This window comes from Chryseobacterium sp., from assembly GCF_045629545.1.
Lineage (GTDB): Bacteria > Bacteroidota > Bacteroidia > Flavobacteriales > Weeksellaceae > Chryseobacterium.
The window spans coordinates 15,112-27,882 of record NZ_JAZQRK010000046.1; the positions used below are offsets into that span (position 1 = coordinate 15,112).

The 12,771-nt window shown below is 33.2% G+C and carries 11 protein-coding genes and 1 pseudogene; 10 read left to right on the forward strand and 2 right to left on the reverse strand.

The genetic code is table 11. The annotated features are described in order from the left end of the window. Nucleotides 1–11: 11 nt before the first annotated feature. From ACKI42_RS11390 to ACKI42_RS11410, 5 genes are all read left to right on the forward strand, one after another. Complete coding sequence (locus ACKI42_RS11390) at nt 12–950, forward strand: sugar transferase (RefSeq protein WP_407405519.1); 939 nt, start codon at nt 12–14, stop codon at nt 948–950. Between the two features lie 9 nt (nt 951–959). After that, nucleotides 960–2,144, forward strand: coding sequence for a hypothetical protein (locus tag ACKI42_RS11395; RefSeq protein ID WP_407405521.1), 1,185 nt, complete (start codon nt 960–962; stop codon nt 2,142–2,144). 19 nt (nt 2,145–2,163) lie between these two features. Next, nucleotides 2,164–2,709 carry a dTDP-4-dehydrorhamnose 3,5-epimerase gene (gene rfbC, locus ACKI42_RS11400; protein WP_407405523.1) on the forward strand — a complete coding sequence of 182 codons (546 nt, stop codon included), beginning with the start codon at nt 2,164–2,166 and terminating at the stop codon, nt 2,707–2,709. An 87-nt stretch (nt 2,710–2,796) separates the two neighbouring features. Beyond that, the gene (rimO, locus tag ACKI42_RS11405) at nt 2,797–4,098 is read left to right on the forward strand and encodes a 30S ribosomal protein S12 methylthiotransferase RimO (RefSeq protein ID WP_407405525.1); all 1,302 of its coding nucleotides are present in this window, start codon (nt 2,797–2,799) and stop codon (nt 4,096–4,098) included. Between the two features lie 327 nt (nt 4,099–4,425). Next, a complete protein-coding gene (locus tag ACKI42_RS11410) occupies nt 4,426–4,797 on the forward strand; it encodes a septal ring lytic transglycosylase RlpA family protein (RefSeq protein ID WP_407405527.1) in 372 nt (123 codons plus the stop codon). 50 nt (nt 4,798–4,847) lie between these two features. Here the strand turns inward: ACKI42_RS11410 and ACKI42_RS11415 are convergent, their stop codons facing one another. Beyond that, on the reverse strand, nt 4,848–5,612 hold the full coding sequence (locus ACKI42_RS11415; protein WP_407405529.1) for an exodeoxyribonuclease III: 765 nt from the start codon (nt 5,610–5,612) through the stop codon (nt 4,848–4,850). A gap of 77 nt (nt 5,613–5,689) precedes the next feature. Then, on the reverse strand, nt 5,690–7,234 hold the full coding sequence (locus ACKI42_RS11420; RefSeq protein ID WP_407405531.1) for a PglZ domain-containing protein: 1,545 nt from the start codon (nt 7,232–7,234) through the stop codon (nt 5,690–5,692). A gap of 259 nt (nt 7,235–7,493) precedes the next feature. Between ACKI42_RS11420 and ACKI42_RS11425 the strand changes: the two genes are divergently transcribed. The 5 genes and pseudogenes from ACKI42_RS11425 to efp all read left to right on the forward strand — a co-directional run bounded on the left by ACKI42_RS11425 (nt 7,494) and on the right by efp (nt 12,591). Continuing rightward, nucleotides 7,494–8,699 (forward strand): HD domain-containing protein, encoded by a 1,206-nt coding sequence (locus ACKI42_RS11425; RefSeq protein ID WP_407405533.1) that lies wholly within the window; start codon nt 7,494–7,496, stop codon nt 8,697–8,699. A gap of 89 nt (nt 8,700–8,788) precedes the next feature. Further along, nucleotides 8,789–9,812: pseudogene (lpxD, locus tag ACKI42_RS11430) on the forward strand (UDP-3-O-(3-hydroxymyristoyl)glucosamine N-acyltransferase); the annotation flags it as partial. Next, nucleotides 9,813–11,210, forward strand: a complete 1,398-nt coding sequence (locus tag ACKI42_RS11435; protein ID WP_407405569.1) for a bifunctional UDP-3-O-[3-hydroxymyristoyl] N-acetylglucosamine deacetylase/3-hydroxyacyl-ACP dehydratase — start codon at nt 9,813–9,815, stop codon at nt 11,208–11,210. After that, entirely contained in the window at nt 11,211–11,999 is a 789-nt protein-coding gene (gene lpxA / locus ACKI42_RS11440; RefSeq protein ID WP_407405535.1) for an acyl-ACP--UDP-N-acetylglucosamine O-acyltransferase, read from the forward strand. Nucleotides 12,000–12,027: 28 nt separating this feature from the next. Beyond that, nucleotides 12,028–12,591, forward strand: coding sequence for an elongation factor P (gene efp / locus ACKI42_RS11445; RefSeq protein WP_407405537.1), 564 nt, complete (start codon nt 12,028–12,030; stop codon nt 12,589–12,591). Nucleotides 12,592–12,771 lie beyond the last annotated feature (180 nt).

Genomic DNA, 12,771 nt, shown 5'->3' on the forward strand with positions numbered 1-12,771 from the left:
GTTAGATCAGAGTGCGAAGTTATATAGATAAATACAGGGTAAAAAAGAGATGCCTTTTTGTAAATGTAAGTGCTACTTCATTTAAATTAATCAATGGATATAAGCTCAATAAGTATTACAAATCCGTTAATTATTCTAGCAACGGACAGAGAGATATTGAAGACTATGTAGAGAAACTAAATGTGAAAATTATCATCATTGATAATACAAAGATCAATCATTTATCAGAAAAAGAGGTTAAATCTATTAGTGTTTTGAAAATGGAGGGTTTAGAGGTGATAGATGCGCAACATTTTTATGAAATTCTGAATAGAAGAGTTTCTCTAGTGAAGTTTAATCCTCATAAGTATCATGTAGATGATATTTTTTCAATAGGTATATCCAAAACTCAAGCAATGTTTAAAAGATTTTTAGATTTATTAGCAGTAGCTATTTGCTTGCCTTTTGCTATCCCGTTAATCATTTTTGGTGTTTTTATTACTAAAATATCTTCAAAGGGAAATGTTTTCTTTGTACAAGAAAGAATAGGTATAAATTCTAGACCTTTTAATATTTATAAAATAAGAACAATGTATGATGCGCCTATAGTTAACGGTAAAATCCAAAAGAAAGTAAATAGAATAGGTAGATTGCTGAGATTGACAAAAATTGATGAGCTTCCGCAACTGTTAAATATTTTGAAAGGTGATATGGCGCTAATTGGACCACGCCCCGAAACTTCTAATTTTGTAGAGGCATCCGTAAAAGAAAATGCTTTTTTTGATCTTAGACATTTAATACGTCCTGGAATAACTGGTTGGGCACAAGTTCATCTACCTAAAGCCACACCAGAAGATAACTTGAAAAAGTTAGAATTTGATCTTTATTACATTAAACATTATTCAATATGGTTAGATTTCGAAACAATTCTAAGAACAATTAGGATAGTTCTCACGATGAATAGCAACTAAAAATTAGATATGAAAAACTGTATATCATTTATATTATTATGTAATTTCATCCTTTTATCTTCTCAAAAAATCCCTATTCTAGGATTCATTGGTGTGCCAGGAGATAAAGCTACTGTAGAAAATTATAATACGATGAAGGATGCCGGATTTACTATTAGTCTAATGAATTTCAGCAATGGTGATATAGCACTCAATGCTTTGAATTCTGCCAAAGCTGCTGGTGTAAAATTAATACTATTTTATCCACAATTACATACAGATTCTAAAAATAGTATCACCAAAATAAAAGACCATTCTGCATTATTTGGTTATTTTATTGGCGATGAGCCTTCGCCAAAAGATTTCGGAAATTTCAATGTTTATGCTGATGTTATCAAAAAATATGATAACAACCATATGTTTTATACAAATCTACATCCCATCTATGCACCAAAAGAAAATCTAGAAGGATTAACCTATAGCGATTATATTGAGAAAGCTGTAAAAAATCTTCCATTATCTGTTATTTCATTTGATCATTATCCAATTGTAAATAATACCATTAGGAATAATTTTTACGAAAATTTAGAAATTATAAAAAAACAATCCATTAGTTCTAAACTTCCATTCTGGGGTTTTGCGTGTTCTACGATCCATTTTGATTATGAGGCACCAACATTAGCTTCTATAAAGTTACAACAATTTAGTAATCTGTTATATGGAGCACAAGGATTAGAATATTTTACTTATTGGACAATGACATCTGATGTCAACTGGAAAAAAGATAATTACTCTTATGCGATAGTAGATGATAATGGTAAGCCTACGGCTAGCTATAGTATTATCAAGAAAGTAAATGCTCAAATACAATTATTAGCTTCAGTTTTTATTAACTCGAATGTGGAGAATGTTTATCATACGGGCAAATCAATACCTTCCGGAACGACTAGGTTACCATCTCATGTTTTAGGTTTCAAATTGTTCTCTACAAAAGGTAGTGAAGCATTAGTTTCTTATATGACAAATGCGCAAGATAAATATATAATCATTCAAAATAAATCTTTAAAATCAAGCCTAAAATTACAATACAAAATATCTAGAAATATGTACAAAATAAGCAATGATACTGGTAAGAAAGATAAATTATCGTTATCTAAATCTTATACTAATACTATACCACCCGGAGATATTTTAATTTTAAACTATACTAATTAATTTTATTTAATAAAAATTTATGAAAATAATAGAAACACCCCTTAAAGATTGTTATATAATAGAACCTACTGTATTTAATGATGACAGAGGTTATTTTTTTGAAAAATATAATGAGAAAAAATTTGAACAGATGACAGGACTCAATGGTCATTTCGTACAAGATAATATATCTAAATCTTCATTTGGTGTTTTAAGAGGTCTTCATTTGCAGAAAGGAGAGCATGCACAAGCTAAATTGGTTTCATGTTTAGAAGGTACTGTTTGGGATGTTGCCGTGGATTTAAGAGAAGATTCACCAACGTATGGAAAATGGTTTGGTATAGAACTTACAGCAGAAAACAAAAGACAACTTTATGTGCCACGTGGATTTGGACATGGATTTTCGGTTCTTAGCGATACGGCAGTTTTTTCTTACAAATGTGATAATTTTTATAATAAGGATTCTGAAGGATGTGTGAAATATAATGATAAGGACTTAAAAATTGATTGGAAGCTTAAAGAAGAGGATATTGTTTTATCTGATAAAGATTTAGTGGCGCCATCTTTTAAAGATAAAAATTTTTAGTTTGCAGATTAAAAATTTTGCTGTAATTAATGTGCGGTTTTAGTTCCACATTAATATTTGTATCTTTGCACCCTCAAAAAAGGAAAGATGCGCACAAAATCTGTAGGTAAAAAAAAGATTAATATAGTAACACTTGGCTGTTCGAAGAACGTTTATGATTCTGAAGTTCTGATGAGTCAGCTAAAAGCGAACGGCAAAGAAGTAGTACACGAAGAAAAAGGAGACATCGTTGTTATCAATACATGTGGTTTTATTGATAATGCGAAAGAAGAGTCTATCAATACGATTTTAGATTTTGTAGAGGCAAAAAATAGAGGAGAGGTAGAGAAAGTATTCGTTACAGGATGTTTATCCGAAAGATACAAACGAGATTTAATTCAAGAAATACCAGATGTAGACCAATACTTTGGTACTAGGGATCTTCCTATATTATTAAAGCATTTAGGGGCAGATTATAAGCATGAATTGGTAGGAGAGAGATTAATCACGACTCCGAAACACTATGCTTACCTGAAAATTTCAGAAGGTTGCGACAGACCTTGTTCTTTCTGTGCTATCCCTTTGATGAGAGGTGGACACGTTTCTACTCCCATAGAATCTTTGGTAAAAGAAGCTCAAAAATTGGCTAAAGTTGGTGTAAAAGAATTAATTCTTATTGCACAAGATCTTACCTATTATGGTTTAGATATTTACAAAAAGAGAGCTTTAGGAGAACTTCTAAAAGAATTGGTAAAAGTAGAAGGTATAGAGTGGATTCGTTTGCATTATGCATTCCCAAGTGGTTTCCCAGAAGATGTTTTAGATATCATTAGAGAAGAACCTAAGGTTTGTAACTATATTGATATTCCTTTACAACACATCAATTCAGAATTATTAAAATCGATGAAGAGAGGAACTACGCATGAGAAAACTGATGCTTTGCTTTCAAAATTCAGAGAGAAAGTGCCAGATATGGCGATTAGAACTACGCTAATTGTTGGTTATCCTGGAGAAACTGAAGAGATTTTCGAAGAGCTGAAAGCTTGGGTTAAAGAGCAAAAATTTGATAGATTAGGTTGTTTCACATACTCTCATGAAGAAAATACTTCTGCTCATGTTTTGGAAGATAATATTCCTCAAGAAGTAAAAGAAGCTCGAGTAGAAGAAATAATGAACATACAATCTGAAATTTCTTGGGTAAAAAACCAAGCAAAAATTGGAGAAATCTATAAATGTGTGTTCGATAGAAAAGAAGGAAATTACTTTGTTGGTAGAACAGAATACGATTCTCCAGATGTGGATAATACGGTACTGGTATGCGCTGAAGACACGTATATCTCAATTGGCGAGTTTGCCATGGTGAAAATTACATCAGCAGAAGAGTTCGATTTATATGGTGAATTGGTATAGTTCATCAAGTTATAAAAAATTTAACCAATGACATGTTCATTGGTTTTTTTTATGTCTTTTTATCATTTTATAAAAATATATAAAACATTGATAATCAATAAAATGCATTTTCTTGAAATACTCTAATTTAAGCATTTTGTTAATTATGTTAACTTTTGACTAGTTATTTTAACACTATTTAACAATACCTTTTAAAGTCCCTATTAATAGGGACTTACAGAGAATGTTGGCTTTTTATTAATGTTTTATTACCATATGTTAACAAATAAAATAGGCTACTTGTTAGTTTCAATATACTTTTGCCTCGTCAAACAATAAAAATTCAAAATGATGAAAAGATTCATTCTCGTAATCATAATGATGATTTCAGCGCTAGGTATTTATTCTTTTTCGGATAATACTGTAGATGCAAAGAAAACAAGTTATGCGTCGTTTTACCACGATAAATTTAATGGTAAAAAAACTGCAAGTGGAGAAGTTTTTGATAATTCAAAACTTACCGCTGCAAACAGAACAATTCCTTTTGGTACCAAGATTAAAGTAACCAATTTGAATAATGGTAAAGAGGTTATTGTAAGAATAAATGACAGAGGACCTTTCCATGCTTCAAGATCTTTAGATATGTCTAAAGCAGCGTTCGTAGCAATTGGTGATGCCAAAAGTGGTAAAATACCAGTAGAATATGAAATTTTAAATTAATAACCTTTTAAAAATGCAAAAGCCAACTTTCTCAGTTGGCTTTTTTTTGTTTATATACTCAATTCCACCAAAGCAGGACAATGGTCTGAATGTACTGCTTCTTGAAGGATAGAGGCTCTTTTAAGATTGTCTTGCAAAGTATTGGTTGCAAAATTATAATCCAAACGCCAACCTTTATTTCTGGCTCTGGAGTTTTGCCTGTAGCTCCACCATGTGTAATTGTCTGGCTCACCATGAAAATGTCTAAAAGTATCTATCAATTCGCACTCATCCATAAAGTTGGTCATCCATTCTCTTTCCATCGGCAAAAATCCAGAAACATTTTTTAGTTTCACAGGATCATGAATGTCTATTGCTTCATGGCAAATATTAAAATCTCCAGAAATAATGAGATTGGGTATTTCTTTTCTTAAATTTTTAATGTAATCTAAAAAATCATTACAGAATTTCATTTTGAACTCTAATCGCTCAATATTAGAAGCGGAAGGTACATAAACAGAGATTACAGAAAAACCATCGAAGTCTGCACGGATTATTCTACCTTCGTTATCATAGCTTTCAATTCCGCAACCGTACTCAATATGTTTGGGTTTTATTTTGGTAGCAATGCCCACGCCACTATATCCTTTCTTCACTGCAGAATGCCAGTAACTATTATATCCCGCAGCTTCCAAACTTTGTATATCTATTTGGTCATTACCCGCTTTGCTCTCTTGTATGCAGATGATATCGGGATTTGCTAATTTCAGCCAACCCAAAAAATCTTTGGTAAAAGCGGCTCTTATTCCGTTTACGTTGTATGTAATTAATTTCATGAGTCAAAAATATAAAAAATCGGGCGGAAAAAATCGAAGATTTTTTCCCCCCGAGCCATGTATTAATTTTGATAGGGCTATTTCGGTTCCAAAATACAAATAGGAATAATACATTCTTCCAAAGAAATACCACCATGTTGGTAAGTTTCTTTATAATAATTAACAAAGTGGTTATAATTTTTTGGGTATGCCAAAAATGTGTTATTCTTTGCGAAAATATATTTAGAACTCAAATTTCCTTTGGGTAAAAATAGCTTTTCTGGATTGGTTACTGCCCATACATCTTTTTCTTCATAGGTTAAGCTTTTACCAGTTTTATATCTGATGTTGGTAGAAGTCTCTCTGTCTCCAACAACACGACTTGGCTTTTTTACATACACTGTTCCGTGATCAGTTGTAATCACCAACTTGTAACCGCTTTCAGCTGCAAGTTTTATTATTTTTATTAAAGATGAATTTTCAAACCAATTTTGGGTAAGAGATCTAAAAGTTTTATCATCTCGAATTAATTGATCTACAATATGATTATCAGTTTTGGCATGAGATAGAATATCTATAAAGTTATAGACAATTACCAAAAGATCATTGTTTTTATACTGATTGAAATCTTCATAAATTTTCTTTTCAAAATCGGCATTCAATATTTTAAGGTATTTCATGGATTTAGATTTTAGACCTAATCTTTTCATTTGGTCTTCAAGAAAATCTCGCTCAAATTCATTCTTATTGCCATCCTCATTATCATTAAACCATTTTTCTGGAAAACGTTTTTCTATTTCAGAAGGTAACAATCCTGCAAAAAATGAATTTCTAGCATATTGAGTTGCTGTAGGAAGTATGCTATAATAATAATCCTCAGACACTTTGTTGTAAAATTTTGTGAATAAAGGCTCTATCATTTTCCACTGGTCGTAGCGCAAATTGTCTACCATTAGTAACAATACCTTCTCTTTATCTACTTCCGCTTTTATTTTTTCTTTAAATAATGTATGACTCATTAATGGCTTATCAGACCCATTCAACCAATCCTCATAATTATTTTCTATAAATTTTGCAAATTGTATGTTGGCTTCTTCTTTCTGAGATTGTAAAAGATCAGCAAATTCATTATCCGAAACTTTGTCAAATTTAATTTCCCAATTCAGGATTTTCTTATAATATTCTGCCCAATCTTGGTAAGTGCTTAGATATGACATCTCAATAGACAGATTTCTGAACTCCTGCTGATATTGTAAAATAGTTTTTTGCTCCACCAAATTATCTTGCTGCAAGTTCTTTTTCAAAGAAAGCAATATTTGGTTTGGGTTTACTGGCTTTAATATATAGTCGGCAATCTGCGATCCAATAGCCTCTTCCATAATGTGCTCTTCTTCACTTTTGGTGACCATTACTATTTTTAGTGAACTATCTTTCTCCTTGAGCATGGGTATTGCCTCCAAACCAGAAATCCCTGGCATATTTTCATCGATTAATGTAAGTGCAAATTTCTCAGAATCCATTAATTCTAAGGCTTCATTTACATTATTCACGGGCGTTACATTGTACCCTTTCTTCTCCAAAAATACGATATGAGGTTTTAGTAAATCTATTTCATCATCGATCCATAATATCTTATCCAACATGCTAGTTTATTTTTTTTTCTAAATTAATTGTATCAAAAGTGCGACCAAAAGGCTGCTTTTATAAATTATAGCGAGGTGTTGATGCGTTAAAAATTAGTTAAAGAATAATTAACCCAAGAATCTTCCTCGCGAAGAGAAAGATCGAGATTTTAGGATGATAAAACTACCACAAGACAATGATGTTCTGTAAATAAGAAATGATAAGTAATCAAAATATAACTTTAAAATCCTAATTTTGCTCTACTTACAGTATATTTCTATGCAAAATAAACTTAAAATCATTAATGATCCCGTTCACGGATTTATAAAAATACCACACGAAATTCTTTTCGATGTGATAGAGCATCCCTATTTTCAGAGATTAAGAAGGATTTCGCAGACTGGTTTGCTGAATCTTATTTTTCCAGGTGCTACTCATACTCGTTTTCATCATGCTATTGGTGCCATGCATCTTATGTTTACGGCTTTGGAAACTCTAAAGCAGAAAGGAATTGTAATCACTGAAGAGGAAGAGAAAAGTGCCATGCTCGCTATCTTAATGCATGATATTGGGCATGGACCTTTTTCTCATGCACTAGAAAATATGCTGATGGACGATTGGCATCATGAAAAGCTTTCTTTGTTGTTGATGAATCGATTGAATGATGAATTTTGTGGGCAACTTACTACCGCGATAGAAATGTTTCAGGGGAAATATCATAGAAAATTTTTTAATCAGCTAATTAGTTCTCAATTGGATGTAGATCGGTTAGATTATCTTAAGAGAGATAGTTTCTTCACCGGTGTTTCCGAAGGTAATGTGAATGCCCAAAGAATTATTTCGATGATGAATGTTTGTAATGACGAATTGGTTATCGATGCTAAAGGAGTGTACTCCATAGAAAACTTCCTCACCTCTAGGATGTTTATGTATTGGCAAGTATATTACCATAAAACTTCTGCGCTTGCCGAATTTATTTTAGTTAAAATTTTAGAAAGAGCAAAAATGCTTGTTTCTGAAGGTGCTATATTGCCAGCAACAGATAATTTACAATATTTCTTGAACCGTGAGAAAAATGCCGCTACTGATGAAGATGTAGAAAGATTCACTCAGATGGATGATAATGAAATTATACACGCTATGAAACTTTGGCAAAAGTCCGAGGATTTTGTTCTATCGTATTGGTGCCAATGTGTCATCCAACGGAAATTTCCAAAAACCATTATTTCTTCACAACCTTTTTCAGATCAATTCATCCAAGATAAAATAAAAACGGTGAATGAAAAGCTAGGCATAAGCAATGCCAACGAGCTGGTTCATCAAATAGAGAGAAGCTTATTATCTTATAGTAAAGACAAGCAACCCATCTATCTACTACAAAAAAGTGGAGAAATTGTACGTTTAGATCAATCTGAAGACCAACTTCTTTCTGGATTGATGACCAATAAAACGACAAGGTATATTCTTACTTTTCCTCGTATTTAGAGGAAGTATGGTTGAAAAATATCATATAATTATAATTCAGTAAACTAAAAAATGTTGGTGAATAATAGATTTTCTTATCTTTGCAGGATATGGAATTCACAGCTTCGCAAATTGCGAGTTTTATTAACGGAAAAATTATAGGTGATGAAAATGCACTTATAACAGGCGTATCACCTATAGAAAATGGGGAGAAAGGTCATCTGTCTTTTATTGCTCAAGAGCGTTTTTCTCAGTATTTAGAAACTTCAGAATGTTCTGTACTTATTGTTTCTGAGAATATTATCTCTAAGGATAGTTACAAACAAACCATTATTACTGTAAAAGATGCTTATCTATCTTTTCAGGTATTAATGAACCTATATATGGAAATGCAAGGTAGAAAAGAAGGTGTCGAGCAAGGCTCATCTATACACGAATCTGCTACTATAGGCGATAAAGTGTATATAGGAACTTTTACTTACGTGTCCGAAAAATCCAAAATTGGTGACGGAACTCAGATTTATCCGCAAGTTTACATCGGTAAAGGAGTAAAAATAGGGAAAAACTGCAAAATAGATAGTGGAGCAAGAATCTATGATTATTGCATTATTGGTGATAATTGTGTTATCCATTCTAATACCGTAATCGGGGGTGATGGATTTGGTTTCCAACCAACGGCGGAAGGTTTCAAGAAAATTCCTCAGTTGGGGAATGTTATTATTGAAGATGATGTAGAAATTGGATCCAACTGTAGTATCGATAGAGCTACTATAGGATCTACAGTTATTGGAAAAGGAACCAAAATAGACAACCTGATCCAAATAGCTCATAATGTGAAAATTGGAGAAAACAATGTAATCGCTGCACAGACAGGTATTGCTGGATCTGCCACCATTGGGAATTGGAACCAAATTGGTGGACAAGTGGGAATCGTAGGTCATATAAAAATAGGTAACCAAGTGAAAATACAAGCGCAAAGTGGTGTAAACTCTAGCGTGGAAGACAAACAAGCCTTGTATGGATCACCTGCAATAAACTATAACGAATATCTAAGAAGTTACGTACATTTCAGAAATCTACCTGAAATCGTAAGAAAAATAAATAATCTTGAGAAATAACTCAAAAGATTCTACAATGAGTGATATGCAAAAAACACTTCAGGAAGAAGTAACGCTTTCTGGAATTGGCCTTCATACTGGTAAAGAAGTAAAACTAACCATCAAACCTGCCAAAGAAAATACAGGTTTCATCTTCGTAAGAACAGATTTAGAAGGGCACCCCCAAGTGGAAGCCGATGTAAATTATGTTGTAGCTACAGAAAGAGGAACTACTCTTGAAAAATTAGGAGTAAAAATTAACACGTGCGAGCATCTCCTTGCGGCCCTTGTAGGGTGTGATATAGATAATGCTTACCTCGAGATGGATGCATCTGAACCTCCTATTATGGATGGATCTTCAAAATTCTTTGTAGATGCTATAGAAAAAGTAGGTGTTATTGAGCAAAATGTAGCAAGAGAATATCTAGTGGTAAAAGAAGTACTTTCCTATAGCGATCCTGCTACAGGATCTGAGATTACCATTATTCCCGCAGATAACTACGAGATTACAACTATGGTAGATTTTGGGACTAAAGTATTAGGAACTCAAAATGCCACTCTTAAAAATATTAGCGATTTCAAAGATGAGATTTCTTCTGCAAGAACATTTAGCTTTTTGCACGAATTAGAAATGCTTTTAGATCACGGTTTAATCAAAGGAGGAGATATCTCAAACGCTATTGTGTATGTGGACAAAGACCTTACTCCTGAAACCACAGAAAAATTAAAAAAGGCGTTTGGTAAAGACAATGTTTCTATCAGACCCAATGGTATTCTAGATAACCTTACCCTTAATTATCCAAACGAGGCTGCTAGACACAAATTACTAGATGTAATTGGAGATTTAGCACTTTGTGGAGTTAAAATAAAAGGTAAAATTATTGCCAATAAACCTGGACATTTCGTTAATACACAATTCGCTAAGAAACTCAATCGCCATTGGAGATTGCAGCGTAAGAAAAACGTTCCAGATTTCGATCTTACAAAAGAACCTGTTTTCGATATCAACGGAATTATGAAGTTGATGCCACACAGACCACCATTCTTATTAATTGATAAGATTTTGGAGCTTTCAGATTCTCATGTAGTAGGTCTGAAAAATGTAACGATGAACGAGCCATTCTTTGTTGGGCATTTCCCTAAAGAACCTGTAATGCCAGGCGTTCTACAAGTAGAAGCGTTGGCGCAAACAGGGGGAATATTGGTACTAGCAAGTGTTCCAGATCCAGAAAATTATTCAACTTATTTTATCAAAATAGACAAAGTGAAATTCAAAAGAAAAGTGGTTCCTGGTGATACCATGATTTTCAAGATAGAACTTATTTCACCAATCAGGAGAGGAATCGTACATATGCAAGGGTACGGATATGTAGGAGATCAAGTAGCTGTAGAAGCAGAATTAATGGCTCAAGTTGCAAAAAATAAAGTGGAGTAGATGATTCATCAATTAGCAGCCGTTGATAAACGTGCAAAAATTAGCAAAAACGTTATTGTAGAGCCATTCACTACAATTGCGGCAGACGTAGAAATTGGTGAAGGTACTTGGATAGGATCCAATGTTACCATTATGGATGGAGCAAGAATCGGTAAAAATTGTATGATTTTTCCAGGAACAGTAATATCAGCTATTCCACAAGATTTGAAATTTGATGGCGAAGATACCCAAACCATCATTGGTGACAATACAACGCTGAGAGAATGTGTTACCGTAAACAGAGGTACAAAAGCATTAGGCTATACAAAAGTAGGAGATAATTGTCTCATTATGGCAACTTCCCACGTTGCACATGATTGTATCATTGGTAATAACGTGATTATTGCCAACGGTTGTGGCATTGCAGGACATGTAGAAATTGGGGATTTTACCGTAATGGGTGGTCTTTCTGCGGTACAACAATTTGGTAAAATTGGTAAGCATGTAATGATCTCTGGAGGATCGCTTATCAGAAAAGATATACCACCTTACATCAAAGTAGGTAGAGAACCTATTTCTTATGCGGGTATTAACTCTGTTGGACTTCGTAGAAGAGGATTCAATAATGATAAAATTTTCGAAATTCAGAAGATTTATCGTTATCTATTTCAAACCAAAATGAACGTCACACAAGCTCTTAATACCATAGAGAAAGAAATGTTACCAACTGCAGAGAGAGACGAGATTACAGAATTTATCAAAAATTCTCCTCGTGGTATCGTAAAAGGGTACGGAACAAGTAAAGAATAATAAACAAAAAAGTTAATATAAAAATTTAATGGCAACAAGTAACGATATAAAAAAAGGTCTTTGCATCGAGTTTAGCAATGATATTTTCAAAGTAATAGAATTCATGCACGTAAAACCAGGTAAAGGTCCTGCGTTTGTAAGAACGAAAATGAAATCTGTAACCAATGGTAAAGTGTTAGACAATACATTTTCTGCAGGTCACAAAATCGATGAGGTAAAAGTAATCACTAGAAAATTCCAATACCTTTACGATGACGAAAATGGTTTCCACTTTATGAATAACGAAGACTTTTCTCAGTTGTATCTAAACAAAGAAATGATCGAAAACGCACAGCTGATGAAAGCAGGTGAAGAAGTAACGATCATCCTTAAGGAAGCAGACGAAACTCCACTCTCTGCAGAACTTCCTCAATCTGTTTACCTAGAAGTAATAGAAGCAGATCCAGGTGTGAAAGGGAATACTGCTACCAATGCTCTGAAAAACGCTATCGTAGAAACAGGCGCAAGAGTAATGGTTCCATTATTTATAGAGCCAGGAGACAAAATCAAAGTAAACACAGAAGACGGTTCTTACTTAGAAAGAGTAAAATAAGTCCAAAACCCATAGATGGAAGTCTGAAGTTGATCTTCATGCTTCCATTTTTATTTTTTGGCAAAAACTTTAGCATTACAAATTATTTTTTTTGGCAGCTATTTCCGCCCTCCGTTCTCGCTTTTTTGCAAACTTCCCACGCTATTCCTTTGCTAGCATTTGCAAAAAGAGCTCCACTAA